The sequence below is a fragment of the Actinokineospora baliensis genome, assembly GCF_016907695.1.
Taxonomy (GTDB): domain Bacteria; phylum Actinomycetota; class Actinomycetes; order Mycobacteriales; family Pseudonocardiaceae; genus Actinokineospora; species Actinokineospora baliensis.
The window spans coordinates 2427260-2453597 of sequence record NZ_JAFBCK010000001.1 but is presented as its reverse complement, the minus strand read 5'-3'; the positions used below and the strand labels follow the sequence as shown (position 1 = coordinate 2453597).

Genomic DNA, 26338 nt, shown 5'->3' with positions numbered 1-26338 from the left:
TTTCGGCCCCAGCTTTGCGGTCCTGCCACGGCTGGCGCAGGGGCCCCGCGCAAAACAAGTTCGCCCCATCGAGCACACCCAGCCACCACGGATCCAGCGCAATGCCGCAGGCGAGCCGACCCCTCACCGATGCCCGCACAACCGATGCGGCACCAACCCCTGATCCGCCGCCACCAGCAACCGCTCCCCGATCAAATAATCCGCCACCTCATGCCGGTGCCCCTGCGCTTCCCCCCACACCTCCGCCACCACATCGTTCAACGCCCGTTCCAACGCCGTGAACGACGTCAGCCCCATGCACAGCCGCGTCCGCGTCCGGTCCAGCGGCTTGGGCGACTCGATCCCAGGCGTGAAGTACTCCCGGTAGTACGCGGCAAGAACCGCCCGGTGCCGCGGTTTGCGCGACAGCAGCAGCGCCACCCGCACCGCTGCCCCGTTCAGGCCGATCGAGGTTTCCGGGCCGCTCGGGTCGGGGATGTGCCATTCGACAGAATCACGCACCACCAGCCGCACGCGCGCGTCCCACACGCGGACCTCTGATTCGCCGTCTGGCAAGGGGAAAGCGCAGCGCTCGCCGACCATGAACCGGCGGCTCTCCGCGGCTACCCAGACCGCGAGTTTGTCGCGGCTGTTGACCAGCCACCAGCGGCCGTCCATGTGCCGCAGGAACGGGGCGTTGGGGGCTCGGGAGATGCGTTCGTCGGTTCCCCCGCTGAGGAAGTCGCGGTCGAGGGACAGCTGGTCGGTCGGGGGGATCACCGCGGGGTGCGGGAGGGCGTGGTAGTCGACGATCAGTTCAGCCAACCGGCACCTCCGCGCACATCACCCACTACCGCCGTCACATTGTCTCTTGGGCCCGCGGCGGTGGCCGCGCGGAGGAGTTCGTCGACGCAGGTTTCGGGTGGGGCGGTGCGGAGGGAGTCGAGCAGCGGCCACAGGGCGTCGCCGAGGGTGTTGGTGAGGCCGTCGGTGCAGAGGAGGTAGCGGTCGCCCCTGGTGGCGGGGAGTTCCCAGAGGTCGGGGCGGATGTCGGGTTCCAGGCCGACCGCGCGGACGAGGGCGGCGCGGTTGGGGTGGCGGGCCCCCTCTTCCTCGGTGAGGTGACCGGCGGCGATCAGCTCGTTGGCCAGGGTGTGGCCGGTGGTCAGCACCCGGGTCCCGGCGTCGGACTGGACGACGGTCACGCTGTCGCCGATGTGCGCGCCGCGGACCAGCCAGCGGCCCTTGGACCGGACCAGCACGGCGAGGTCGAGGGTGGTGCCCATGCCCGCGGTGCTCGGGTCGACCGCCGAGTGCGCCAGCACGGCCGCGTTCGCCAGCTCGACCATGCTCTCCGGTGCGTCACCGCGCTGGTCGACCACGGTGGCGATGGTCAGCGCGGACGCGACCTCGCCAGCCGGGGCACCGCCGACGCCGTCGGCCACCGCCAGCAGGCGCTCCGCGGCGTGGGCCGCGTCCTGGTTGGTCGGGCGCCCGCCCAGGGCCGTTCTGCTCGCCGCCGAGAAGATCATGCTCCTACGGTGCCCGGTCGGCGGCCGCCGCGGCAGGGGGAGGGCTCACCCCGGGGGAACCGACCTCAGTCGTGCGGGTGGAACGGGAAGCCGCCACCGATGCCGCGCCAGGCCAGGTTGGAGATGAGGTTGATGGCCTCCTCCTTGGGCAGGGCGCGGTTGTCGGCCAGCCACGCGCGCGCGGCGACCTGGCTGGCGCCGACCAGGCCGACGGCCAGCAGCCGGGCCCTGGTGGAGTCGAGGCTGGCGTCGGCGGTGATGGTCGCGGCGATGGCGTCCACGCTGGCGCTGGTCGCCCGCTCGATGGCGTCCTGCACCAGCGGCTCGCCGCGCAGGTCGGACTCGAACACCAGCCGGAACGCCTGGCTCTCGCCGTCGACGAAGTCGAAGTAGGCGCCGACCGCGTTGCGCACCCTGGCCTTGTTGTCGGTGGTGGCGTCCATCGCCTCGCTGACCCGGCGGACCAGCTCGTCGACGTGCTTGTCCAGCAGCGCCATGTACAGCTCGAGCTTGCCGGGGAAGTGCTGGTAGAGCACCGGCTTGCTGACGCCTGCGCGCTCGGCGATCTCATCCATGCCCGCGGCGTGGTAGCCGTTCGCCGCGAACACGTCCTGGGCCGCGGCGAGCAGTTGCGCGCGCCTGGCGGTGCGCGGCAGTCTCGCCCCTCGGCCGACCCCGTTCGACTGAACCGTCTCGGACATGCGTCTCCACCCTCGTTCACCGCTATGCCGGGTCAGGATCGCCAACCCGCGGCTGGGTCGACCGTACTCGCCGGTATCCCCGTTCGGGGCAATTTCATGGACGTTCGTGCTCCCCGACAAGTATCCAGTGTGACCCACGTCGCATTGCGGCGAGCCCCGGGGATCGCGTGCACACTTATTCGATGAGTGTCTCAACCAGCCGTGGCGCCGCGACCGCGCAGGTCCCCCTGTCGGACGCGGAGTTGCCGGTGCTCGACCCGGCGACCGCGGCGTGGCCCGGCGAGGTCGTCGAGTCGGCCGGGATCCGGTTGCACGTGCGCCGCACCCCCGGCGTCGGCGACGTCACCGCGGTGTACGTGCACGGCCTCGGCGGGTCGGCCACCAACTGGACCGACCTGGCCGCCTCGCTGGCCGGGTACGCCCCCGGCATCGCCGTCGACCTGCCCGGCTTCGGCCACAGCGAGCCGCCGAAGGGCTACACCTACGCGCTCACCGCGCACGCCGACGCGCTGGCCACCTGGCTGCGCGGCCTCGACCTGGGCCCGGTCCACCTGCTGGGCAACTCGATGGGCGGGGCGATCAGCATCCTGCTCGCCGCCAGGCACCCGGACCTGGTCCGCACGCTCACCCTGGTCTCCCCCGCCGTGCCCGACCTGCGGCCCAAGGCCAGCCGGATGTCCGACCGGCGGATCCCGCTCGCCTTCCTGCCCGTCGTCGGCCCCCGGGTGCGCCGCGCGCTGGCGAACCTCACCCCGGCCGAGCGGGCCAGGCAGATGCTGGACCTGTGCTACGCCGAGCCGTGGACGGTCACCGAGGGCAGGCTCGCCGAGGCCACCGCGGAGTACGCCGAGCGCGCGGGCATGACCTGGGCCGGTCCGGCGCTGGCGGCCAGCACCATCGGCCTCATCCGGGCCTGGTTCGCCACCGGCCCCCGCTCGCTGTGGCGGGCGTTGCCGCACATCAAGGCACCGACGCTGGTCATCTGGGGTGACCGCGACCGGCTGATGAGCGTCCGCAAGGCGCCCCGCACCACCAGGCTGATCCCGCGCGCCCGGCTGCTGGTGCTCCAGCACACCGGGCACGTCGCGCAGATGGAGCGGCCCTCGACCGTCGCCAGGGCGGTGCTCGGGCTGTGGGAGACCGCCGAGGCCGGCGACTGGTGACACGCTCCGTCGTCGGGAAATCGCACCGCGTGGCGGTGCCGCCAGTGGTCAACCGAGCGCTGGGTGATGTGGCACCCTGGGGCCCGTGAGCCGAATGACGCAAGGCGAGCCGGACACGGCCCCCCGGTCGTCACGCTCCGCAGCTGAACCCGGTGACCGCGCGCGCCCCGGCGGCAGGCGCACCGCGGCCGAGCCGCTGGCGGCCAGCTGGACACCGCAACGCCCCCGCCCGGCGCGCAAGCGCGGTTTCGTGGCCACCTACGGCTGGCGCATCTACGCGGTCCCGGTCCTCGTCGCCATCACCGCCCTGGTCGCCGTGCGCACCGCCGGCGACAAGGCGGAGCCGGTGGCTTCCGGGCCCACCGCGGAGGCCGGTACCCCGGTGAACCCGGTCACAGACGGCGGCAACACCCCGCCGGATGTCACCGAGCGCCCCAGCGGCCCGGTCGACCTGAACATCCCGTCGGCGGAGCTGCCCAACGGCGGCGCGTACACCCAGGCCGGGGCGGGCACCTTCCACGTGGTGCCCGGCAGCGGCCAGAAGGTGGGCACGGGGCCCAAGTTCTTCACCTACACCGTCGAGGTCGAGAACGGCGTCGACGCGGCCTCCTTCGGCGGCGACGAGGCCTTCGCCAGCCTGGTCGACTCCACGCTGGCCGACCCGCGCGGCTGGACCGGCCTCGGCGAGATCTCCGTGCAGCGGGTGGCCGCCGACTTCCCCAACCCCAGCTTCCGGATCAGCCTGACCAGCCCGGACACCGCGCACCGCCCCGACATGTGCGGGTACTCGATCAAGTACGAGTCCTCCTGCTACCGCTCAAGCGAGAAGCGGGTCATGATCAACCTGGCCAGGTGGTCGCGCGGCGCGGTGGCCTTCGGCGGCGACATGCTCACCTACCGGCAGTACGCGCTCAACCACGAGGTCGGGCACGCCTTCCGCAACAACCACGTCGGCTGCCCGCAGGCCGGGGCGCTGGCGCCGGTGATGATGCAGCAGAGCTTCGGCGTGGCCAACGACTACGTCGCGCAGCTCAACAAGCAGGTCGGCAACCCGGACCCGGTCAAGGCCGACGGGCTGGTCTGCAAGCCCAACGCGTGGCCCAACCCACAGGCGCGGCCCGCGGGCTGACCCCCGCTCCCGGATCGTGGGATACGGGAAGAGGCGAGTGGGATTCCGGCGTTGTACCGGGGGAGAATCCGGCACACATCCGTGCTTGTAGGAGGAGCAGATGCCAGGCAGTTTGCCGCCGCTTGTCGAGCCCGCCCAGGAGCTCACCCGCGACGAGGTGGCCCGCTACAGCCGTCACCTGATCATCCCCGACGTGGGCATGGACGGGCAGAAGCGGCTCAAGAACGCGAAGGTCCTCGTCGTCGGCGCGGGCGGGCTGGGCAGCCCGGCGCTGCTCTACCTGGCCGCGGCCGGTGTCGGCACCCTCGGCATCGTCGACTTCGACGTCGTCGACGAGTCGAACCTGCAGCGCCAGGTGATCCACGGCCAGTCCGACATCGGCAAGCCGAAGGCGGTCTCGGCCAAGGAGTCCATCGCCGAGATCAACCCGCTGATCACGGTGAACCTGCACCAGGAGCACCTGAACTCCACCAACGCGCTGGAGATCTTCGCCCCGTACGACCTGATCCTCGACGGCACCGACAACTTCGCCACCAGGTACCTGGTCAACGACGCCGCGGTGCTGCTCGGCAAGCCGTACGTGTGGGGCTCGATCTTCCGGTTCGAGGGCCAGGTCAGCGTGTTCTGGGAGGACGCGCCCAACGGGCAGGGCCTCAACTACCGCGACCTCTACCCCGAGCCGCCGCCGCCGGGGATGGTCCCGTCCTGCGCCGAGGGCGGTGTGCTGGGCGTGCTGTGCGCCTCCATCGGCTCGGTGATGGTGACCGAGGCGATCAAGCTGCTCACCGGCATCGGCGAGCCGCTGCTGGGTCGGCTGATGGTCTACGACGCGCTGGAGATGTCCTACCGGACCATCAAGATCCGCAAGGACCCGGAGACCAAGCCGATCGAGGGCCTCATCGACTACGACGCGTTCTGCGGCGTGGTCAGCGACGACGCCCAGCAGGCCGCCGCGGGCTCGACGATCACCCCGCAGGAGCTCAAGGCCAAGTTCGACCGGGGCGACTCGTTCGCGCTGATCGACGTCCGCGAGCCGCACGAGTACGAGATCGTCCGGATCGAGGGCTCCACCCTGGTGCCCAAGGACAAGATCATCTCCGGTGAGGCGCTCGCCGGACTGCCGCACGACCGGCAGATCGTGCTGCACTGCAAGTCGGGTGTGCGCTCGGCCGAGGCGCTCGCGGTGCTGCACAAGGCCGGGTTCAAGGACGCGGTGCACGTGGGCAGCGGTGTGCTCGGCTGGGCCCGCGACGTGGACACCAGCCTGCCCACCTACTGATCTTTCGTTCGGCCGTCGTGGCAACGGTCCCGGTTCCCCCGTGAACCGGGACCGTTCCCGTTTTCCCACCCCGAGATCAACCATCCGGGGGCACGTGTCGCGCCCCCTCGGGTGCGCACCGGGCAGGTAGCGTCCCCGCCCGTGAGAACACCGCCCCCGCCGCACGTCCGCGCCGCCTTCGGTGCCCGCACCGCCGAGCCGGTGCTGGTCGAGCACGGGCCCGTGTGGCGCTGCGGGGACATCGCGCTGCGGCAGGCGGTCAACCCCGCCGAGGCGTCCTGGGTCGCGCAGACCCTCGGTGAGCTGGAGGTCCCCGAGCTGCGGGTGGCCAGGCCGGTGCGCTCCTCCGACGGCCGCTACGTGGTCGGCGGCTGGGTGGCGTTCCGGTTCATCCCCGGCCGCGCCGAGCCGCGCTACGACGAGGTGATCTCCGCGTCGCTGCGGCTGCACAAGGCCACCGCCGAGCTGCGCAGGCCGCGGTTCCTGCAGCTGCGCGCGGACGTGTTCGCCACGGCCGACCGGTTGGCCTGGGGCGAGGAGAAGAAGGTCAAGCTCGACCCGCACCTGGGTGGGCGGCTGTTCGAGATCTACGCCGAGTCGCGCAAGGACGTCGGCCTCACCGCGCAGGTCGTGCACGGCGACCTGTTCGGCAACCTGCTCTTCGACGGCGACGCCGACCCGGGGATCATCGACTTCACCGCCTTCTTCCGGCCACCGGAGTGGGCGGCGGCCGTGGTCGTGGTGGACGCGATGGCGTGGGGCGGGGCCGACGAGGCCATCGCCAAGCGCTGGGGCCACCTGCCGGAGTGGCCGCAGGCGCTGCTGCGGGCCCTGCTGTTCCGCTTGGCCGTGCACGCGCTGCACCCGAAGTCCACGCCGCGGTCGATGCGCGGCCTGGAGCGGGCCGCGCAGGTGATCGGGCAGTTGATCTGACCCCTATTAGTGGCTCGACCCAGAGGGTTGGTGGGGTATCGGCCTGTCCACGGCGTTCCTGGCAAGGCGCCGGAACGGCCTCGTACTGGGCGTACTCGGTCGTTTCGGCAACGCAGCCAGGGACGTCGTGGGCAGGTCGAGATCCCGTCAACCTTCTGGGTCGGGCCACTAGCGGCCGTTCTGGCAAGTTCCTGCCGGCGAAGTCTGGACGGCGCGACGCGACATACGTTCTCCTAGGGGTAGGTGCCGACACAGGGGGAACGCGTGAGGCGACTGGCCGCGCCCGGCCGGGTGGACACCCACTGCCCGTATTGCGCGCTGCAGTGCGGGATGCGGCTTTCCGGCAGCACCGTCGAACCCAGGGACTTCCCGGTGAACCGGGGTGGCCTGTGCCAGAAGGGGTGGACATCCGGCGCGCTGCTGGACACACCGGCCCGGCTCACCACCCCGTTGGTGCGTGTGGACGGCGAACTGCGGGCGACCTCCTGGGACGCCGCCCTCGACCACGTCGCGGCGGAGTTGGCGCGAACACGGGATAGGCACGGCGCGGACGCGGTGGCAGTGTTCGGCGGTGGTGGGTTGACCAACGAGAAGGCTTACCAGCTCGGCAAGTTCGCGCGGGTCGCGCTGGGCACGGCGCAGATCGACTACAACGGCCGGTTCTGCATGTCCTCGGCCGCGGCGGCCGGGACGCGCGCGTTCGGACTGGACCGGGGGATGCCGTTCCCCGTCGAGGACCTGGCCGGCTCGGACGTCGTGGTGCTCGCGGGCGCCAACCCCGCCGAGACCATGCCGCCGTTCGTGCAGCACCTGAAGGGCACGCTGATCGTGGTGGATCCCCGGCGCACGGCCACGGCCGAGCGGGCGCAGCTGCACCTGCGGCCGCGCCCGGGCACGGATCTGGCCCTGGCACTGGGGATCCTGCACGCGGTGGTCGCCGACGGGCACTTGCGCGCCGACTACACCGCCGAGCGCACCACCGGTTTCGAGGAGACGTGGCGGGTCGTCGCGGCGTGGTGGCCCGAGCGGGTGGAACGGGTGACCGGGGTCGCCGCGCGGGACCAACGCGAGGCCGCGGCCCTGCTGGCGGGCGCGCGCAACGCGCACATCCTGACCGGTCGCGGTTCGGAGCAGCACGCCAACGGGACCGACACCGTCGGCGCGTGGATCAACCTGGCGCTCGCCCTCGGGCTGCCGGGACGGCCCGGCTCGGGCTACGGATGCCTTACCGGGCAAGGCAACGGCCAGGGCGGGCGCGAGCACGGGCAGAAAGCCGACCAGCTCCCCGGGTACCGCAAGATCGTCGACCCCGCCGCCCGCGCGCACGTCGCCTCGGTCTGGGGCGTGCCAGCGGAGTCGTTGCCGGGTCCTGGGCGGTCGGCGTACGAACTGCTCGATTCGCTTGGCACCGAGGGCGGGCCGCGCGCGCTGCTCGTCTTCGGCAGCAACGTCGTGGTGTCAGCGCCCCGGTCGAGCCACATCGCGGACCGACTGTCCACATTAGACCTCTTGGTGGTCGCGGACTTCGTGCTCTCGGAGACCGCCGCGCTCGCCGACGTGGTGTTCCCGGTGACCCAGTGGGCCGAGGAGAGCGGCACGATGACCAACCTCGAGGGCCGGGTCCTGCTGCGCTCCCCCGCCGTCGCCGTTCCCGACGGTGTGCGCAGCGACCTGGACCTGGTGCACGGCTTGGCCATCCGCCTCGGGCAGCCGGAACACCGGTTCCCCACCGACCCCGAGGCGGTGTTCGAGGAACTGCGCCGAGCGTCCCAGGGCGGTCCTGCCGACTACTCCGGCATCACCTACCAGCGCTTGCGCGACGGCGAACCGCTGCACTGGCCCGTGCCGTCGACCGAGCACCCCGGCACGCCGAGGATGTTCCTCGACCGCTTCGCCCACCCCGACGGCCGCGCCCGGTTCACCCCCGTCGAGCACACCGGCCCCGCCGAGCCGGTCGACGACGAGTACCCGCTGATCGCCACCACCGGCCGCGTCCTGCAGCACTACCAGTCCGGCGCGCAGACCAGGCTGGTCCCCGAGCTCACCGCCGCCGTGCCGGAGGTGTTCGTGCAGGTGCACCCCGACACAGCGACCCGCGCCGGACTGGTCGACGGGCGCCGCGCACGGGTCGTGTCCCGCCGAGGGGCGACCGAGGCGGTGGTGCGGTGCGACCCGACGATGCGGCTGGACACCGTCTTCCTGCCCTTCCACTTCCCCGGCGCGCAACGCGCCAACCTGCTGACGAACCCGGCGTTGGACCCGTACAGCCGGATGCCCGAGTTCAAGGTGTGCGCGGTCCGCTTGGAGGCGCTGTGACCCCGCGCCGGGTTGTCGTCGTCGGCTACGGCATGGCGGGCGCCCGGTTCGCCGACGAGGTCCGCCGCCGCGACCCCGGTGGCGAACGGGTGGCGCTGACGGTGGTCGGGGCCGAGCCGCACCCGGCGTACAACCGGGTCCTGCTCTCCGCCGTGCTCGCGGGGTCGATCCCCGCGTCGCTGGTCGGCCTGCACGGGCCGGAGTGGGCCGCTGAGACCGGTGTCGACCTGCGGGTCGGGGTCAGCGTGGAGTCGGTGGACCGGGTTGGGCGGACGGTGTCGCTGTCCGATGGGTCCACTGTGGAATACGACTCGCTGGTGCTGGCAACGGGAAGCTGCGCCTGGGTCCCACCGGTAGACGGCCTGGTCGCCGAGAACGGCTCGCTGGCACCGGATGTGGCGACGTTCCGCGACCTGGACGACTGCACGGCGATCATCGACCGGGTGCGGCCGGGCGCGCCGATCACCGTGCTCGGGGGCGGTTTGCTCGGACTGGAGGCGGCACGCGGGCTGTTGGGGCGCGGCTGCCTGGTGACCGTGGTCCACCCGGTCGGCCACCTGATGGAGCGACAACTCGACCCGGCGGCGGGCGGCGTGCTGGCCAAGACCCTGGCTGGCCTGGGCATCGACATCCGGCTGGGCCGCTCCGCCGCGCAGCACGTCAGCGGGGACGGCTTGAAGCTCGACGACGGCAGCCACGTCCCAGCGGAGCTCGTGGTGGTCGCCGCCGGGACCCGAGCCGAAGTGGGCGTCGCCGAGTCGATCGGGTTGTCGGTACGCGGCGGGATCGTGGTCGACGACCTGTTGCGCACCAGCGATCCCCGGATCCACGCGATCGGCGACTGCGCGGCCCACCCCGGCACTGTGGCGGGTCTCGTCCAGCCCGCGTGGGACCAAGCCGTTGTCCTGGCGGACCTGCTGACCGGCACGAACCCGGCGGCCCGCTACCGCGCCACACCCCCGGTCACGCGGCTGAAGGCTCGCGGCATCGACCTGGCCGCGCTCGGCGAAACCCACGCCGAGGACGCTGAGGTCATCACGCTGCACGACCCGACTCGCGACCGGTACGCCAAACTCGTCCTGCGCGAGGACCGGGTGGCGGGGGCCATCGTCCTCGGGTTCCCGGACGCGGCCGCCGCCATCACCGAGTTCTTCGACACCGGCGCCCCGGCCCCCACCGACCGCCTCGCCCTGCTGCTGGGCCGGGCCAACCCCGGTGGCGCCCAGTCCGGCACCCCGGACCGGCTCCCCGACGACGCGCTCGTCTGCCGCTGCAACACCGTCACCAAGGCCCGCCTCGTCCAGGCGTGGCGCGACGGCGCCACCGACGTGCCCGCCCTCGTGGCGGCCACCCGCGCCACCACCGGGTGCGGCACCTGCACCGACACGACCAGGGCCGTCGCCGACTGGCTCGCCACCACCAGCCCGGAGGGGCCATGAACCGCTGGATCGACCACTGGGACCCCGAGGACGAGCGGTTCTGGGCCACCACGGGCAAGCGGGTCGCCAGGCGCAACCTGGTCTTCTCGATCTTCGCCGAGCACCTGGGTTTCTCCATCTGGGTCCTGTGGTCGGTCGTCGTGCTCAACCTGACCAACGCGGGCTTCGGCGGCGGCACCCCGTTCACCCCCAGCGAGCTCTTCTGGCTGACCGCCGCCCCCAACCTGGTCGGCTCGGCCCTGCGCATCCCCTACACCTTCGCCGTCCCCCGCTTCGGCGGTCGCTTGTGGACGGCGATCAGCGCCGCGCTCCTGCTCATCCCCACCCTCACCCTCGCCGCCCTCGTCCACTTCGACTTCGTCCGCGCCCAAACCCACGACACCCAGTTCACCCTGCTGCTCGTAGCCGCCTCCCTAGCGGGCGTCGGCGGTGGCAACTTCTCCTCCTCCATGGCCAACATCTCGTTCTTCTACCCGGAGAAGCGCAAAGGCCTGGCCCTCGGCCTCAACGCCGCGGGCGGCAACCTCGGCGTGGCAGTGGTGCAGCTGCTGACCCCCCTGGTCATCATCGTCGGCGTTCCCTACGCGATCGCCAAGAACCCGGTGCACCCGGTCCACCTGGCGTACGCGGGCCTGATGTGGATCCCATTCATCGTGGCGGCCGTCGTGTGTGCGTGGCTATTCATGGACAGCCTGACAATGGCCCGCTCGGACGCGAGCTCCTATGCGGCGTGCTTGAGCCGGGGGCAGACCTGGATCATGTCGGTGCTCTACATCGGGACCTTCGGATCGTTCATCGGGTTCTCGTTCGCACTACCACTGGTGATCAAGCTGACGTTCCCGGAATTCCTTGCCTCGCACCCGTTCATCGGGACCTACCTGGCGGGACTGGGGTTCTTGGGGGCGTTGATCGGCTCGATCACACGTCCGCTGGGCGGATGGCTGTCCGATCGGCTGGGCGGTGCGCGGGTGACGCTGTGGGTGTTCGTGCTGATGGCCGCGTTCACGTTGGTCGCGATGCTGGGGGTCACGCAGCGGGACTTCGGGGTTTTCTTCGGCGCTTACATGGTGATCTTCGCGCTTTCGGGGGCGGGGAACGGGTCTACGTACCGGATGATCCCGGTGATCTTCGGGGCGCTGGGGCGGCGGGAGTCGGATGATGAGACTACGGCGTTGCGGTACAAGCGAATGGGGGCTGCGGTGATCGGGATCGCGGGGGCTATCGGGGCGTTTGGTGGGTTCTTGATCCAGCAGGTTTTTCGGGTGGCCAGTGGGCCGGTGGGGTCGGCGGTTGCTGCTGCGCGGACGGTGGAGGAGAAGGCGGCTGCTGCTGCGGCGCATGCGGATTGGTCTACGTCGGCGTTGTGGGTGTTTGTGGGGGCTTATGTGGTGTTCGCTTGGATGACGTGGTTCTTCTATTTGCGGAGGGCGGGGGTGGAGGCGCGGGTGCCTAGCCTGGCGCACGCCGGAGTGTGAGCCGTTTGTCCGGGGCGGTTGTCCACAAGGGCCTTGGTTGTGCACAGGGTTTCTTTGGCGCGCCTGGATTGTCAGTGCGCTTCGGTAGGATGGATATCGGGGGCTTCTTAGCGCGTTGATCTTGGGCGCGGGTCTCTTGTTTCGGCTTCGCCGTCGGGTCGTCGGCTCGCCTTCGGCATTGCGCTGGATCCGCGATTTGAGTGCAGGCTCGATGCGGTGGACCTGTTTTGCGTGGGGCCCCTACGACACCCGTGCTGGGCTTAAAAGCTGGGGGCCAAAGGGACGGCCCAGCCAGCCGCCGGTCAGGCTACGGGTGCCGCTCCCCCACACAAAACAGGTCCACCCCATCGAGCAGTTGGCACCAGCGACTCCTCGGAGCGGTGGTCGGGTTCGGTGGGCTGACCCGGTGGGTTGGTTTGGCACGCCTGCTTCTGGGAGCGGTGGTCGACCAGGTGGGTTGGCTCGGTGGGCTGGGGTGGCACCGGCGACTTCCGGAGCGGTGGCCGAGTTGGCGGGGCTGACTCGGTGGGCTGGCCTGGCACCAGCAACTCCCGGGAACGGTGAGTTGGCGGGGCTGGCTCAGTGGGCTGAGCTAGCACCAGCGACTTCCGGGAGCGGTGGCCGACCAGGTGGGCTGGCTCGATGGGCTGGGGTGGCACCAGCAACTCCCGGGAACGGTGGCCGGGCTGGCGGGGCCGACTCGGTGGGCTGGGTTGGGTGGGCTGGCTCGGGGAGTTGGGTTGGCACGCCTGCCTCCGGAAGCGGCGGCGGCGCTCGCGGGACTGACTCGACGGGCCGGGGTGGGCGGGCTGACTCGAGGAGTTGGATTGGCACGCCTGCCTCCGGAAGCGGCGGCCGGGCCGGCGGGACTGACTCGGCGGGCAGGGGTGGGCGGGCTGACTCAGGGGCCTGGGGTGGCACCAGCAGCTTCCGGGAGCGGTGGCCGGGCTCGCGGTTTGGGTGGGTTGGCTCGGTGGGTTGTTCTGGCACCAACGACTTCGGAGTGGCCAGCGGATGGCAATGCTTGGGGCGCCGGGAGCGCAGCGGGTTGTCCCGAGCGTCCGGCGGCCTCGCCAGCAACGCGGCGGCGGTCAGTCCACCCGGAATCAGGGCGCCAGCCCATTCATCGCTGCGGGGTTCGCAGCCTGAAGTCCTAGTCCAGCCAGGATTTCCAGGTGGGGAGGAGGGCGGCCAGGAGGGCGCCCGGGTTCTCTATGGCTGGGGAGTGGGCGGCGGACTCGATGGTGGCGAAGTCGGCTTCTAGGCGGTCGGCCATGTCTCTTTGGGTGGTGGGGGGCCAGGCGTCGTCCAGGGCGCCGCAGGTCACTAGGCAGGGGGTGTTGGTTCGGCGCAGGGTGCGGGCCAGGTCGGTCACGAGGTCTGGTTCGGTGCGCAGGCCGTTGCTCATGCCGAGCAACACCTCCGACCTGTTGCTCAGGAATCGGAGCTTCAGGTACTCGCGGACCTGCGGGGGCTGCGCCAGCCACCGGGGGTTGGCGGCGTTCATCACTTCCAGGCCGCGGTGGACGGCGGCTAGGCCTTGTTCTCGGAGCAGGACCTCGGCCATGTCGAGGACGTGGCGGCGGGGGCCGAGGGGGAGTTCGGCTGGGCCGGTGCTCATCAGGGTGAGGCCGATGACCTTCGCGCCTGCGAGGACCGCTCGGCGGGCGACCAGGCCGCCGTAGGAGTGGCCCAGGAGCAGGGCTGGGCGGTCGAGGGTGGCGATGAGGGCGGCGACCGCTTGGCCGAGGGGTTCTGGGAGGTAGGCGCTCTCGTCGTCGGGGCCCGGGGAGTCGACTTGGCCGGGGAGGTCGATGGCCAGGGGGCTCAGGCCCGCGGCGGCGATCTCGTCGATGATCGGGGCGAAGTCCTCCTTCGACCCCGTGTACCCGGGCACCAGCAGCGCGTACGGGCCGCCGGTGTCCACGCGCAGTGCGGCGATCGAGTGGGCCAACTCGACCGGCTCGGCCGAGTGGCTGCTCAGCTGCGAGTGCATGCCGCCAGTCTGCCACCCGGCCACGACACGGCGAGCCGATCAGTGCAGGGCGACCAGCACCGGTCCGCGCTGCTCCAGCACCATCGGGCCGACCGCGCCCAGGGTGACCGGGCCGCGGTAGCCCTCGCGGTTGACCGGGATGGTGCCGATCCTGGCGCCGTCGGCCTGGCTGAGGACCGCGAGCCCGTCGGGGACCGGGACCAGCGCGCGGCCTGCGAACACGACGCCGGGGCCGAGGGTGTCGGGGATGGTCCACAGCGGGCGCAACTCGGTGGCCGACAGCACGATCGTGCGGGAGCCGGTGTACCAGTAGTAGGCGCCGGTGGCGGTGGTGACCAGGGGGCTGCGGCCGGGGGCGTCGGTGGTGAGGTCGTCCGGGCCCAGGTCGATGTCGAAGTTGCCGGTGCGCTGGCCCTGCTCGTTGTAGATCACGAGCCGACCGGGGTTGGGCAGGGCGATGGCGGTCAGGCCGTTGTTCATGGCCACCACCTGCGCGCCCCTGCCGTCGAGGACCTGGCTGGTGACCTCTTCCGGCTTCTCCCACTCCGCGGGCGCCGCGCGCAGCACGGTCAGGCGGTCGGAGCTCTCGTCCGGGCAGCTCTCGACCACGGCGACCTTGCCTGCCGCGGCGAGGACCGAGTGGTACTCGCAGCCGGTCCTTGGCTGCCTGCCCGGGTTGACCTTGGCGGGCACCGCGCCGTACTCCTGGGTCTTGACCAGGTCGGAGCGGATCGACACGAGCAGCTTGGCGCCGGTGGCGGTCAGGTAGTCCTGCCCGTCGAAGAGGAACTTGGCGTCCGGCTCGGCGTCCCAGTTGCGCTGGCCGCCGTTGGACTCGCCGTTGTTCTGGTTGTCGCGCACCCCGGTGGTCGGGTCGAGCGAGGTGACCTCGCTGCACCCGCCGGACGAGCGCGGGTCCTTCGCGGGCAGCAGGTTCCCGTCGGTGCGGTAGACGGTGACGATCTTGTTCCAGGCCGAGGTGAGCCCGCACAGCGGCAGGTCGCGACCGTAGGTCCAGCGGACCTCGCCGGTCTCGGGGTCGCGCCCGGAGACCACGCCGCCGTCGCCGGTGACCACGGTGGACGCGGCGGGCGGGGTGCTCTGGTCGGGCAGCGGGGTGGCGAACACGGGCTGCCAGGTGGCCGGGCTGTTGACCCGCCACGCCTCACCCAGCGAAGGCGGGAACACCTCGGGCGGCTGGAGCGCCTTGTAGGTGCCGGTGCCCGGCTCCGACTCGGTGGCCGCGAAGTCGCTGGTCTGCCACACCACCACCCCGGCGGCGACCAAGGAGATCAGCACGAGCCCGAGCAGTGCCCAGTCGCGCTTGGTGTTGAACCCGTTGCGCGGACCGCGCACCCGTGCGGCCGGGGTGGCCCCGGCCAGCACGTCCTCGTCGGCCACGGCAACCTGGCCGTTGGCCGACCCGTAGTGCGGGGCCGGGCCGGTTTGCTCCCGGTCCCCGCTGTCGTCCCTGGTCTCGCCGAGCGTCACGGGCGCTAGTCTGCCCCGCCCGGTGTGTCGCCAGCGTTGGCCCCCGCCTCACCAGCGGAGTCGCCGCCACCGCGGCGCCGCCTGCGCCGGACCCTGGCGGGCTTGTCCGCCTTGGCCTCGGCCTGCTCGGGCTGCTGCTTCTGCTCGGCGTTGACCTCGACCGGGGTTCCGGCTTCGCCGACCTCGGCACCGCCGCGCCTGCGCCGCCGCCTGCGCGGCCTGCTGTCGCCCTCGCCCGCCTCGTCGCCCGCGGGTCGGGCGGCCGCCTCGGCCTTGGCCCGGCTCGCCCCGGACGCGCGGACCCGCCTGGTCCGGCTCGCGCCAGCGGCGCCACCGCCGCGCCGCTTGCCGCCGAAGTCCTCCTCCGGCTCGGCGTCGAGCCCGGCCCTGGTCCGCTGCGACATCGGCAGCCTGCCGGTGGAGCCCTCGGGGATGCCCAGGTCGCTGAACAGGTGCTCGGAGGTGGAGTAGGTCTCCACCGGGGCGGGCTTGTCCAGGCCGAGCGCGTCGCTGATCTCCTTCCAGCGGGTCTCCTCGTCCCAGTCGACCAGGGTGATCGCGACGCCGGTCTTGCCAGCGCGGCCGGTGCGGCCGATGCGGTGCACGTAGGTCTTCTCGTCCTCGGGGCACTGGTAGTTGATCACGTGCGTGACGTCGGTCACGTCGATGCCGCGCGCGGCGACGTCGGTGCAGACCAGCACGTCGACCTTGCCGGAGCGGAACGCCCGCAGCGCCTGCTCGCGCGCGCCCTGGCCGAGGTCGCCGTGCACCGCGCCTGCGGCGAACCCGCGCTCGGTGAGCTCGTCGGCCACCTTCTGCGCGGTCCGCTTGGTCCTGGTGAAGATCATCGTCAGGCCGCGGCCCTCGGCCTGCAGCGAGCGGGCCACCACCTCGACCTTGTCCAGCGAGTGCGCCCGGTAGACGAACTGCTCGGTGCGCTCGTGCACCGCGCTGGCGTCGTTCTCCTCGGCCCGGATGTGCGTCGGGCGGGTGAGGAAGGTGCGGGCCAGGGTGATGATCGGGCCGGGCATGGTCGCCGAGAACAGCATGGTCTGCCGCTGGTCGGGCACCATCCGCAGGATCCGCTCGATGTCGGGCAGGAAGCCCAGGTCGAGCATCTCGTCGGCCTCGTCGAGGACCAGGCCGCGGACCTTGCCCAGCACCAGGTGCTTCTGCTCGGCGAGGTCGAGCAGGCGGCCGGGGGTGCCGACCACGATGTCCACGCCCTTGCGCAGCGCGGCCACCTGCGGCTCGTACGGGCGGCCGCCGTAGATGGACAGCACCCGGATGCCCAGGTGCTTGCCCGCGTCGCGGATGTCCGCGGTGACCTGCAGGCACAGCTCGCGGGTCGGCACCACCACGAGTGCCTGCGGGGTGCCGTCGCCCGGGGTGACGATCCGCTGCAGCAGCGGCACGCCGAAGCCCAGCGTCTTGCCGGTGCCGGTGCGCGCCTGACCGATGAGGTCCTCACCGGCCAGCGCCAGCGGCAGCGTCAGCTCCTGGATGGCGAAGGTGCGCTCGATGCCCGCCTCGGCGAGCGCGCGCACGATCTCGGCCTTCACGCCCAGCTCGGCGAAGGTCGGTGCGGTCGGTTTGACCGGGGCACCCGCGGTGAGCGGGTGCGATGTGTCGTTGTCGGGCAGCCCGGCCTCGCTGTGCTCCAGCGTGACCGGGTCGAGCCCGGCGGTCGCGGCGGCGGTGTCGCCGCCCTGGGTGTCGTCCTGCGTCAGGGTGATCAGCCTCTCTCGTACCAGCGCGCACTGCCCTGGAGGGCCCTTCTCGACCGCGCCGGTCCCGCCCCGGTCCTGCGCTGATCTGCGCGGCCCGGGTGGGGCGCGGGAGGGCCTGCGAGGTAGGCGCGCACCCTCTCACTCGGTCCCGCGGGCAGGGTGCCCGCGGCGTTCCCCGAGGTCTTCGTGGTCGTCCGGCGCCACCCGCCCTCGGGCGGTGGCGAGCCAGGCGTCCTGGCGAGTCTACCCGCGACGGCCGCCGGATACGCTGCCAACCATGGAGAACGCGGAGTCGGGAGTGTCCGGGAGCGGCCTGTCGGCGGGGGTGGTCGACCTGCTCGGCGTGCTCGCCTACGGGGAGCTGTCGGCGTTCGACCGGCTGTCGGAGGACGCCAGGTCGGCCCCGACGGTGTCCGGGCGCGCCGCGCTCTCGGAGATGGCCGCCGCCGAGGTGGGGCACTACGCCAAGATCGAGAAGTACCTCGCGGCGCACGGCGTGTCGATCGAGGACGCGATCGCGCCGTTCATCGCCCACATCGACACCTGGCACGCCTCGACCGCGCCCCGCTCGTGGCTGGAGTCGCTGGTCAAGGCCTACGTCGGCGACGGGCTGGCCGCCGACCTGTACCGGGAGATCGCCGCGTGGCTCGACGCCGACAGCGGGGAGCTGGTGCTGGCGGTGCTGGCCGACACCGGGCACTCGGCGTTCGCCGAGCGGGAGGTCACCGCGGCCATCGAGCGGGACAGGACGGTGCGCGACCGGCTGGCGCTGTGGGGGCGGCGGCTGCTGGGCGAGGCGCTCACCCAGGCCCAGTACGTGGTGGCCGAGCGCGACGGGCTCTCCGAGCTGATCGTCGCCGGAACGGGTGACCTCGCGGGCATCGCGGCGCTGTTCCGCCGCCTGCAGCAGCAGCACGGCAAGCGGATGACCGCGCTGGGGCTGGGCTAGGTTTCGCGATCGGTGAACGCGCCCCTGCGCGCCCGGGGCCCCGCGCTCCACTAGCCTTGCCGACGAAGGTCTTTTCGATTCGATGCCCGGAGGTTCGGCGTGGAGGTCAAGATCGGTGTCGCGGACACCGCGCGGGAGCTCGTGCTCAACAGCTCGCAGACCCCCGACGAGGTCGAGGCCCTGGTCGCCGACGCGCTGCGCACCGGCAGCGGCCACCTGGCCCTGGTCGACGACAAGGGTCGCCGGTACGTGATCCCGGCAGCGCGGGTCGCCTACGTGGAGATCGGCAGCGCCGACTCCCGCAAGGTCGGCTTCGCCCCCTGATCGGGGCACCCGTCGAGGCCGCTGTCCACACCGGACAGCGGCCTTTTCGTTGCGCCGATCAGACCTCCAGCGCCGCGTCCAGCTCGGTCAGCACGGTGAACGGCGGCGTCGAGGTGCCCATGACCCGGTAGCGGTCCCACGGGTCCGGATCAGACAGCTCGCCGGAGGCGCTGCCCTGCGGGGTGGTGAGGGTGGCCGGGGTCTTGCGGCCCGCGAGCGCGGCGGAGAGCTCCTGGTCGGCCGACACCCGGCCGTACCAGCGGTAGTAGCCGTCGATCGGCTGGAAGTGGCCGCGCAGGTCGACGGTCACGGCGAACTCCCGCTCGCCGACGCGCAGCCGCGCCGGTCCACGGTAGCCGTCGTCGTCGGGCAGTTCGCTCATGGTCTGCTCCCTCAGCCAGCGGCGGCGTCGCCGGTGGACAGTGTGATGATCTTGTTGATTTCCAGGGGTTTGTGCGGGTCGATGGTCACGCCGTAGCCGCGCATGGTGCCGTCGATGGCGGCCCAGATGGTCATCGTCAGGTACTCCACCACCGCGTCGCGGCTCATCGTGCGCCGCTCCAGCCACCACTCGCCGACGTTCTGCACCATGCCGACGATGCCGTGGCCCCAGACCTCGGCCCCGCCGGAGTCGATCTGGTACGCCCGCATGTAGTCGCCGAGCAGCGAGGCCAGCGCGTTGGCGATGACCTCCTTGTCCTCGGCGACGATGTCGTTGTCGATCTTGCGGTCGGCGAAGGTGCTGCGCACCAGCAGCCGGTAGAGGTTCGGGTACTCCTCGATGATCGAGAAGAACGCGTCGAGGCTGCGGCGGATCCTGGGCAGCGGCGCCTCCTCGCGGCTCATCGCCGGGATCAGCCGCTCGAAGAGGATCTCGGTGCCGCGGTGGCCGAGCGCGACGAACAGGTCCGCCTTGTCGGCGAAGTGCCGGTAGAGCACCGGCTTGGTCACCCCCGCCGCCGCCGCGACGTGCTCCATGCCCAGGTCGGGGCCGTGTTCGGCGAGCGCGCGCAGCGCCGCCGCGACGAACTCCTCGCGCCGGGCGGCGCGGTGGGACTTCCAGCGGTCGCGCCGCGCGTCCCCGGTGTCGTCGGTGCTGTGGCGCTTGACACGGTCAGCCATGCCACCCATGCTACCAGAAGTAACTGTTACCCGAAGTTACGCGTGCTGGAACCGCCGCGTAAGAGGAGTGACTCGACGATGAGCCGCGCGACGCAGGTTGCCAAGTTAGCCGATCGGGAGAAGACCGCGGGTCGTTTGCTGAAGTCCTCCGCGGACAAGTTCTACGACCCCGACATCGATATCGACTGGGACGCCGAGATCCCGGCCGACCTGCACTTCCACCCGGAACACCGGATCTCCTTGTACGGCACCGAGTTGTGGGAGCGGATGACCCCGCAGCAGCGGCTCGACCTCGGCAAGCACGAGATCGCCAGCATCGCCAGCACCGGGATCTTCTTCGAGGTCCTGCTGATGCAGATGCTGCTCAAGCAGGTCTACAAGCACGACCCGACCACCGACCACGTGCACTACCTGCTGGCCGAGATCGCCGACGAGTGCCGCCACTCCACGATGTTCGGCAAGGCGTGCAAGCGCTTCGGGGTCCCCGCCTACGGTCCGCGCAAGTGGGTCAAGCAGTTGGCCAAGGTCCTGCCCGTGCTCGGGCGCGGTCCCTCGGCGTACGCGGCGATCCTGGTGGCCGAGGAGGTGCTGGACCGGATGCAGCGGGAGAACATGGTCGACCCCGGCCTGCAGCCGCTGATCCGCATGGTGAACCGGATCCACGTGCTGGAGGAGGCGCGGCACGTCACCTTCGCCCGCCAGGAGGTCGTGCAGGGCATGGCCAAGGCGGGATGGCTGGCCAGGCACTACCACCGGCTGCTGACCGCGGTCGTGTCGTACTTCGTGGCGCTGAGCCTGATCAACCCGCAGGTCTACCGCGCGGTCGGGCTCGACCCCAAGCAGGCGTGGAAGGCGGCCAAGAACAACCCGCACTTCCAGGAGACCATGCGCTACTGGGGCGAGCGGATCATGAAGTTCCTCGACGAGTCCGACCTGGTCGGCGGGCCGGGCGCGGTCCTGTGGCGCCGCTCGATGCTGGTCGCGAAATGAGCACCGTGCGCACCTCTGACGGTGTCGACCTCACCGTCGTGACCAGCGGCGACGGGCCGACAACGGTCGTGCTGGTGCACGGCTGGACCATGGACCACACCTCCTGGGACCTGGTGGCCGAAGACCTGCCCGGTGCCCGCGTGGTCCGGTTCGACCTGCGCGGCCACGGCGCCTCCGGCCCCGCCCCGAAGGGCACCGCCACCATCGCCCGCATCGCCGACGACCTGGCCGAGGTCATCGCCGCGGTCGCCCCGACAGGACCCCTGGTGCTCGGCGGCCACTCGCTCGGCGGGATGACCCTGATGGCCCTCGCCGAACGGCACCCCGACCTGATCGCCAGCCGGGTCACCGGCGTCGCGTTCGTGGCGACCACCTCAGGCGGACTGTCCACTTTGACCCTGGGCCTCCCGCGCTGGGTCGCCGCACCGGTGCTGTACGCGGAGAAAATGGTCAACCGGCGGATCGCCAGGATCCGCAGACCCGCCCTGCTGGGCAAGCGCACCGGCTACGCCAGACCCGGCGTGCGGTGGCTGGTGTTCGGCAAACGCCCGTCCCCCACCCACATCGCCGCGACCGCCGCCCAAGTAGGCCGCTGCAACCCGGCGAACATGGTCGAGTTCCGCAACGCCCTCAACGAACACGAACGCCTGCACGCCCTGCCGGTGTACCGGGGCGTACGCGCGGTGGTGATGGCAGGCGGCCGGGATCGGCTGTGCACGGTGGCGGACGCGCGGATCATCGCGGGCGCACTGCCCTCCGCATCACTGCTGATCTACCCAGGCGCCGGGCACATGCTCAACTACGAACGCGCGGCCGAGGTGCGGGCCCAACTAGCCGGACTCGTGGCGAGCGGGACCCCGATGGCCGCTGGCGTAGAGGTAGCCGCGGCTGGGTAGCTAAGGCCCACTCGCCGGGCCCGGGGGCTAGGAAAGCTCAGTCCACGAGAACCGAATCGCCGTACCGGCCGCGATCACCACCACGGCCGACGCGCATCGGCAGCGGCGCGCGGTTGCGGTGCCGAGTCGCCAACTCCGTCCGAGGCTTCATAACCGGCAGTGGCTGATCACCTGCAGGTATGCAGCGGTGGGGGGTGGCTCACGCCCACCAGAAGAACCAGATCGCGACACCCGTCGCGATCGCCACCACGACCACCGCCAGCGCGGCCTCCGGGCCCCGGCGCCGGTCGGCGAAGCGCTGGGCCACGAGGGCCGCGCCCGCCGCCGCGAAGTGGCCGAGCACCACGCCGATCCCCGGTCCTGGCACGCCTCGGGTCCACGCGATCACCTGCAGCACCAGCACGACCAGTGCCAGCCCGCTCAACCCGACGGCCAGGGCTCCCGAGAGTTCGCGCCAGAAGCCGGAGCGCACCCGTTCGGCGGGGGTCCGCGGGAGCTCCACGGTGACGTCGTCGGGGCGGGTTTGCGGGTCGGGGTGGGTCACGGGGACAGCATCGCCCATGGGTCGATCGCCGGTCCAGCGGCCTGGCCTTCGGCGCAGTTGCGGCGGAAGTCGCACCAGGAGCACTGGCGGCCGGGGTTGGGCGGGAAGAGGACCTCCTGGTCGCCGCCCGCCTTGTGGGTGTCGATGGCGAGTTGGAACTCGTCGGCGGACTCCTCGGCGCGGGCCAGGTGCCTGGCGAGGGAGTCGTCGGTGTGGTCCCAGGTGGCCACGCCGCCGGTGGGCAGGTGGTGCAGTTCCACACGGGTGCAGGGTCGGCGCAGCGTGCGGCGCGCGGCCAGCACGTACAGGGCCAGCGCCTGCGAGCCGCGGGCGTCGTCGGTGGTCAGCGCGTGGCGGCCGGTCTTGTAGTCGACGATCACCAGTTCGCCGCCGCGCTGGTCGATGCGGTCCACCCGGCCCTCGGCGACGATCGTGCCGACCGGGGCGGACACCCAGCGCTCGAGGCCGACCGGGTCGTCGGCGACGTCGGTGTCCTTGACGTAGTCGTGCACCCAGCCCGCGGCGCGCTCGCGGAACTGCCCCGCCTGCTCGGCGTCGGCGAACCCGTCGTCCTTCCAGTGCGTGCCGACCAGCGCGGCGGCGGTCTCCGGGGTGCGGCGCTCGACGGGGAGGTCGAACAGGGCCTTGAGCGCGTTGTGCACGACCGCGCCCAGCGTGCTGTGCGCCCACGGACCACCGCGCGGCGGTGTCGGCCGGTCCACGTAGGTCATCCGGAACCGGCGCCTGCAGTCGTTCCACACCCCCAGCCGCGACGGCGTCACCTTGATCAGCTTGCGCGGCATGCTGTCGAACCCGAGTTGACCTTGCACGAGGTACACGGTACGCACCGGCACCGACAACCCCGGTGGGGGCACAATCGACGCGTGGAGATCTGGCACAACCCGCGCTGCTCGAAGTCGCGCACCGCCAAGGCCGCGCTCGACGCCGCCGCCCCCGAGCACACCGTCCGCCGCTACCTCGACGAGCCGCCGACCGCGGCGCACCTGGACGAGGTCCTGACCAAGCTCGACAAGCAGCCCTGGGACATCACCCGGCTCAAGGAACCACTGGCGAAGGACCTCGGCCTGGCGACCAAGCCGAAGGACCGCGCCGAGTGGATCGCGGTACTCGCGGCCAACCCGGCACTGATCGAACGCCCCATCATCATCACCGACGACGGCCATGCCTTCGTGGCAAGGACCCAGGCGGAGATCGACGCGGCGCTGCGCCCTCGCCAGTGACGTTGCCGCGCCCGGAGTTGGCGACTAGTAGCACCGCAACTGCGACAAGCAGCGGACTCGAGATCCCGGCGGGCTCATTGAGCCGTTGACGAGGGGCGCGCCTGGCCGACCAACCATTCGGCCGAGCCGGGTGGATCACGTACCGGCGACTAACTCGGCACTGATCGAACGCCCCATCATCATCACCGACGACGGCCGTGCCTTCGTCGCCAGAAGCCAAGCGGAGATCGACGCGGCTCTGCGCACCGGCGGGTGATCAGCCGCTGCCGGTGATGAACCCTCGAACCGAGTTGGCGATCAGTTGGACCGCGATGGCGGCCAGGAGCAGGCCTGCGATCTTGGCGAGCAGGGTGATCCCGCTGTCCTTCACTAGGCGGATCACTGCGCCTGAGAACCTCAAGCAGAGGTACAGGATCAGGTGCACGGCCAGGATCGCGAGCCCCAGCGCGACGTAAGAGGCTATGTGTCCGCCCGCTTCTCGGACGAACACGATCGTGGCGGCGATGGCGCCGGGACCTGCCAGTAGTGGGGTGCCCAGCGGTACCAGGGCCACGTTGACGTCCTCGACGGCTTCTGGCTCGTTGGCGTTCTTGCCGGTCAGCAGGTCCAGGGCGATCAGCAGGAGGAGGAGCCCGCCCGCGCCCTGCAGGGCCGGGATGCCGATGCCCAGGTAGCGCAGGATGGCCTCGCCGCTGATCGCGAAGAGGCTGATCACCATGAGGGACACCAGCACGGCCTGGCGGGCGGCGCGGTTGCGGGTCTGCTTGGTCTTGCGGCCGGTCAGGCTGAGGAACACCGGGACGGTGCCCGGCGGGTCCATGATCACCACCAGGGTGATCGTGGCCTCGGCGAACAGCGCGGCGTCGAACACCGCCATCAGGCACCCACCAGCAGGTCGGCGCCGCTGGCGCGGGCGACGATCTCGTCGAGCATGGCGGGCGCGGTGGTCTCCGCGCCGAGCCCGATCGTCTTGTTGGTGCCGTGGTAATCACTCGATCCGGTGACGATCAGGTCGTGCCGGTCGGCGATCTCGCGCAGCCGGGCCCTGGACTCGCCGTCGTGGTCGGGGTGGTCGATCTCGACCCCGTCGAGCCCGGCGCCGACCAGGTCGACCAGGACGTCCCCGGTGATCGTCGGGCCACGCTTGTGCGCGAAGCCGTGCGCCAGCACGGTCACCCCGCCCGCGGCGCGGACCATCTCGATAGCGTCGGCGACCGGGGTCTTGGAGCTGGGCACGTAGTAGCCGTTGCGGCCGTGCAGCAGGCTGGCGAACGCCTCGGTGACCGAGCCGACCACCCCGGCGCGCACGAGCGCCTGCGCCAGGTGCGGGCGCCCGGCGGGGGCGTCCGGCGGCAGGTCGGCCATCAGCGAGTCGGGGTCGACGGGGAAGCCGTCGGCTGCCATGCGGGTGGCCATGGTGTGCAGCCTGCTGCGCCGTTCGGCCCTGGTGCGGGCGTATTCGCGGACCACGGCCTCAGCGTGCGGGTCGAACAGGTAGGCCAGCAAGTGGATCGTGCAGTGCCCGCCGCGGCCGTCCTCGGACACGCAGGTCAGCTCGGCGCCGCGGACCAGCCGCAGCCCAGCGGGCAACGCCTCGGCGGCGGGCAGCCAGCCCGCGGTGGTGTCGTGGTCGGTGATCGCCACGGCGTCCAGGCCCGCGCGCGCGGCGGCGAGCACCAGCTCGGCCGGGCTGTCGGTGCCGTCGGAGGCGTTCGAGTGGCAGTGGAGGTCGATCCGCACCGGACCAGTGTTCCCGATGACCCAGGTCACCGGCGGTCCGGGCGGGTCAGCCGACCGGCTTGCGCGCCTTGCGGGTCCCCCTGGCCATGCGCTGCGCCTTGATCATGGAGAACCGCTCGGCCTGGGCCTTCTTGTCGCCGAAGACCAGCTCCGAGATGGCGTCGTAGACCTGCTCCGGCCGGGGCAGGAACTCGATGTTGTTGAGCGCCTGGATCTGCCCGGCCGACTCCACGACCATGGTGCCGTAGCCGAACACCCGGCCGGTCGCGGTTCGCTTGTAGGTGAGGTCGGTGACCTTGCTGATCGGCATCATGAGCACCCGGGTGGTGAACACCCCGGTGGTCATCATGAACCGCTTGTCGGTGACCACGATCCGCTCCACCCACCACTCGATCACCTGGTAGGTGAACCGGAGCACCACCACCAGCGCGACGTACCAGAGGATGTTCTGGACCAGCCACGCTGCGGGCGGCAGCAGGTAGGAGATCATCACGCACACCGCGAGCAGGGCGACGGCCTCGAACACCTGCCACGCCAAGCTCGCCCAGTGCCTGCGGACGCGGATCACCCGCCGTTCGGAGTCGAGCAGGTACTCGTCAGGGTCCCTGGGCGCGAACATCCTCCGACGCTACTTCGTCTCAGCCCTGGAAGACAGTGCGGACGAAGGTGATCACCGCTTCGGCCCCCTCGCGGAGGCTGGTGAGGATGGAGTTCACGATCCCCGCGGACTGGACCGGCTGCGTCACCAGGAAGAAGACGAGCAAAGCGGCCCCAGTGATGATCAAGATCTTCTTGATGTCCACTGCGATCTACCCCGTTCCGTACGCACCCTGCATGGCGCCTGTTGAAAACCGTTGTACCGCACTGGGCGGCGGTTAGGGAGAGTAGTCAAGCTCTTGGGGCAACGCGGAGCGTGATCACCCGGTGATCGCTACTCTGTGTCGTCATGAACGCGGATCACATTCGGCGGATCAGGTGCGTCGGCGGCCTCGTGCGCGACGGCGGCGGGCGGCTTCTGCTGATCCGGCGCGGCCGCGAACCCGGCGCCGGACTGTGGTCCATCCCTGGTGGGAAGGTGGAGCAAGGCGAGTCCGACCACGAGGCACTGACGCGGGAGATGCGCGAGGAGACCGGGCTCGTGGTGGCCGTCGGTGACCACGTGGGCATGGTGGAGCGCCCGGCGCCCAGTGGGCTGTTCGAGATACACGACTACCGCTGCGCGGTCACCGCGGGTGATCTTTCGCCGGGTGACGACGCCGATGCGGCCAGGTGGGTGGATCTTGCGATGTTCACCACATTGGATGACCGTAATGCCCTGGTGGCAGGCCTTTTCGAGACGTTGAGCGGCTGGGGTGAGCTGCCGGGATGA

The 26338-nt window shown here is 71.3% G+C and carries 27 protein-coding genes; 13 read left to right on the top strand and 14 right to left on the bottom strand.

What is annotated here, in order from left to right:
- Positions 1-123: 123 nt before the first annotated feature.
- From JOD54_RS11830 to JOD54_RS11820, 3 genes are all read right to left on the bottom strand, one after another.
- Positions 124-804 (bottom strand): hypothetical protein, encoded by a 681-nt coding sequence (locus JOD54_RS11830; protein WP_204450589.1) that lies wholly within the window; start codon positions 802-804, stop codon positions 124-126.
- Positions 792-1511, bottom strand: coding sequence for a PP2C family protein-serine/threonine phosphatase (locus JOD54_RS11825; RefSeq protein WP_204450588.1), 720 nt, complete (start codon positions 1509-1511; stop codon positions 792-794). Before JOD54_RS11825 ends, JOD54_RS11830 begins: the two co-directional genes overlap by 13 nt.
- A gap of 65 nt (positions 1512-1576) precedes the next feature.
- A complete protein-coding gene (locus tag JOD54_RS11820) occupies positions 1577-2212 on the bottom strand; it encodes a TetR/AcrR family transcriptional regulator (RefSeq protein WP_204450587.1) in 636 nt (211 codons plus the stop codon).
- A gap of 182 nt (positions 2213-2394) precedes the next feature.
- On the opposite strand from JOD54_RS11820, the gene JOD54_RS11815 reads away from it, so the two are divergent.
- The 7 genes from JOD54_RS11815 to JOD54_RS11785 all read left to right on the top strand — a co-directional run bounded on the left by JOD54_RS11815 (position 2395) and on the right by JOD54_RS11785 (position 11946).
- Positions 2395-3375, top strand: a complete 981-nt coding sequence (locus JOD54_RS11815; RefSeq protein ID WP_204450586.1) for an alpha/beta fold hydrolase — start codon at positions 2395-2397, stop codon at positions 3373-3375.
- A gap of 94 nt (positions 3376-3469) precedes the next feature.
- Positions 3470-4504: a DUF3152 domain-containing protein gene (locus JOD54_RS11810; protein ID WP_204456219.1), complete on the top strand. Its 1035-nt coding sequence runs from the start codon at positions 3470-3472 to the stop codon at positions 4502-4504.
- A gap of 100 nt (positions 4505-4604) precedes the next feature.
- Complete coding sequence (gene moeZ, locus JOD54_RS11805; protein ID WP_204450585.1) at positions 4605-5783, top strand: adenylyltransferase/sulfurtransferase MoeZ; 1179 nt, start codon at positions 4605-4607, stop codon at positions 5781-5783.
- Positions 5784-5924: 141 nt separating this feature from the next.
- The gene (locus tag JOD54_RS11800) at positions 5925-6716 is read left to right on the top strand and encodes a TIGR02569 family protein (RefSeq protein WP_204450584.1); all 792 of its coding nucleotides are present in this window, start codon (positions 5925-5927) and stop codon (positions 6714-6716) included.
- 264 nt (positions 6717-6980) lie between these two features.
- Positions 6981-9032: a molybdopterin oxidoreductase family protein gene (locus tag JOD54_RS11795; RefSeq protein ID WP_307859950.1), complete on the top strand. Its 2052-nt coding sequence runs from the start codon at positions 6981-6983 to the stop codon at positions 9030-9032.
- Positions 9029-10471, top strand: coding sequence for an FAD-dependent oxidoreductase (locus tag JOD54_RS11790; protein WP_204450583.1), 1443 nt, complete (start codon positions 9029-9031; stop codon positions 10469-10471). Before JOD54_RS11795 ends, JOD54_RS11790 begins: the two co-directional genes overlap by 4 nt.
- Positions 10468-11946 (top strand): MFS transporter, encoded by a 1479-nt coding sequence (locus tag JOD54_RS11785; protein WP_204450582.1) that lies wholly within the window; start codon positions 10468-10470, stop codon positions 11944-11946. Before JOD54_RS11790 ends, JOD54_RS11785 begins: the two co-directional genes overlap by 4 nt.
- A 1153-nt stretch (positions 11947-13099) precedes the next feature.
- Here the strand turns inward: JOD54_RS11785 and JOD54_RS11780 are convergent.
- The 3 genes from JOD54_RS11780 to JOD54_RS11770 are packed head-to-tail and all read right to left on the bottom strand — an operon-like array spanning position 13100 to position 17076.
- Positions 13100-13942 (bottom strand): alpha/beta fold hydrolase, encoded by an 843-nt coding sequence (locus JOD54_RS11780; RefSeq protein ID WP_204450581.1) that lies wholly within the window; start codon positions 13940-13942, stop codon positions 13100-13102.
- A 39-nt stretch (positions 13943-13981) separates the two neighbouring features.
- The gene (locus tag JOD54_RS11775; RefSeq protein ID WP_204450580.1) at positions 13982-15433 is read right to left on the bottom strand and encodes an Rv3212 family protein; all 1452 of its coding nucleotides are present in this window, start codon (positions 15431-15433) and stop codon (positions 13982-13984) included.
- Positions 15434-15438: 5 nt separating this feature from the next.
- Positions 15439-17076, bottom strand: a complete 1638-nt coding sequence (locus JOD54_RS11770; RefSeq protein ID WP_504739779.1) for a DEAD/DEAH box helicase — start codon at positions 17074-17076, stop codon at positions 15439-15441.
- A 364-nt stretch (positions 17077-17440) separates the two neighbouring features.
- Here JOD54_RS11770 and JOD54_RS11765 point away from each other — a divergent pair, with 364 nt between their 5' ends.
- Together JOD54_RS11765 and JOD54_RS11760 are read left to right on the top strand one after the other, a co-directional pair.
- On the top strand, positions 17441-18112 hold the full coding sequence (locus tag JOD54_RS11765) for a ferritin-like fold-containing protein (RefSeq protein WP_204450579.1): 672 nt from the start codon (positions 17441-17443) through the stop codon (positions 18110-18112).
- Positions 18113-18211: 99 nt separating this feature from the next.
- The gene (locus JOD54_RS11760; RefSeq protein ID WP_204450578.1) at positions 18212-18436 is read left to right on the top strand and encodes a DUF3107 domain-containing protein; all 225 of its coding nucleotides are present in this window, start codon (positions 18212-18214) and stop codon (positions 18434-18436) included.
- A gap of 58 nt (positions 18437-18494) precedes the next feature.
- On the opposite strand, the gene JOD54_RS11755 is transcribed toward JOD54_RS11760, so the two are convergent.
- Both JOD54_RS11755 and JOD54_RS11750 read right to left on the bottom strand, forming a co-directional pair.
- Positions 18495-18818, bottom strand: coding sequence for a DUF4873 domain-containing protein (locus tag JOD54_RS11755; RefSeq protein ID WP_204450577.1), 324 nt, complete (start codon positions 18816-18818; stop codon positions 18495-18497).
- Positions 18819-18829: 11 nt separating this feature from the next.
- Positions 18830-19567, bottom strand: a complete 738-nt coding sequence (locus JOD54_RS11750; protein WP_204450576.1) for a TetR/AcrR family transcriptional regulator — start codon at positions 19565-19567, stop codon at positions 18830-18832.
- Positions 19568-19636: 69 nt separating this feature from the next.
- Between JOD54_RS11750 and JOD54_RS11745 the strand changes: the two genes are divergently transcribed.
- Both JOD54_RS11745 and JOD54_RS11740 read left to right on the top strand, forming a co-directional pair.
- Positions 19637-20548: an AurF N-oxygenase family protein gene (locus tag JOD54_RS11745; protein WP_204450575.1), complete on the top strand. Its 912-nt coding sequence runs from the start codon at positions 19637-19639 to the stop codon at positions 20546-20548.
- Positions 20545-21444, top strand: a complete 900-nt coding sequence (locus JOD54_RS11740; protein WP_204450574.1) for an alpha/beta fold hydrolase — start codon at positions 20545-20547, stop codon at positions 21442-21444. The genes JOD54_RS11745 and JOD54_RS11740 overlap by 4 nt, the downstream gene beginning before the upstream one ends.
- A 199-nt stretch (positions 21445-21643) precedes the next feature.
- Here the strand turns inward: JOD54_RS11740 and JOD54_RS11735 are convergent, their stop codons facing one another.
- Together JOD54_RS11735 and JOD54_RS11730 are read right to left on the bottom strand one after the other, a co-directional pair.
- On the bottom strand, positions 21644-21988 hold the full coding sequence (locus JOD54_RS11735; RefSeq protein WP_204450573.1) for a hypothetical protein: 345 nt from the start codon (positions 21986-21988) through the stop codon (positions 21644-21646).
- Positions 21985-22791: a RecB family exonuclease gene (locus JOD54_RS11730; protein WP_204456216.1), complete on the bottom strand. Its 807-nt coding sequence runs from the start codon at positions 22789-22791 to the stop codon at positions 21985-21987. Before JOD54_RS11730 ends, JOD54_RS11735 begins: the two co-directional genes overlap by 4 nt.
- Positions 22792-22872: 81 nt before the next feature.
- Here JOD54_RS11730 and JOD54_RS11725 point away from each other — a divergent pair, with 81 nt between their 5' ends.
- Entirely contained in the window at positions 22873-23229 is a 357-nt protein-coding gene (locus JOD54_RS11725) for an ArsC/Spx/MgsR family protein (RefSeq protein ID WP_204450572.1), read from the top strand.
- A 256-nt stretch (positions 23230-23485) separates the two neighbouring features.
- On the opposite strand, the gene JOD54_RS11720 is transcribed toward JOD54_RS11725, so the two are convergent.
- Genes JOD54_RS11720 through JOD54_RS11705 form a run of 4 tightly spaced genes read right to left on the bottom strand, consistent with a single transcriptional unit; the run spans position 23486 to position 25772 of the window.
- Complete coding sequence (locus JOD54_RS11720) at positions 23486-24106, bottom strand: MarC family protein (RefSeq protein WP_204450571.1); 621 nt, start codon at positions 24104-24106, stop codon at positions 23486-23488.
- On the bottom strand, positions 24106-24969 hold the full coding sequence (locus JOD54_RS11715; RefSeq protein WP_204450570.1) for a PHP domain-containing protein: 864 nt from the start codon (positions 24967-24969) through the stop codon (positions 24106-24108). Before JOD54_RS11715 ends, JOD54_RS11720 begins: the two co-directional genes overlap by 1 nt.
- A 46-nt stretch (positions 24970-25015) precedes the next feature.
- The gene (locus tag JOD54_RS11710; RefSeq protein ID WP_204450569.1) at positions 25016-25588 is read right to left on the bottom strand and encodes a PH domain-containing protein; all 573 of its coding nucleotides are present in this window, start codon (positions 25586-25588) and stop codon (positions 25016-25018) included.
- A gap of 19 nt (positions 25589-25607) precedes the next feature.
- Entirely contained in the window at positions 25608-25772 is a 165-nt protein-coding gene (locus JOD54_RS11705) for a hypothetical protein (protein WP_204450568.1), read from the bottom strand.
- Positions 25773-25915: 143 nt separating this feature from the next.
- Here JOD54_RS11705 and JOD54_RS11700 point away from each other — a divergent pair, with 143 nt between their 5' ends.
- A complete protein-coding gene (locus tag JOD54_RS11700; protein ID WP_204450567.1) occupies positions 25916-26338 on the top strand; it encodes an NUDIX hydrolase in 423 nt (140 codons plus the stop codon).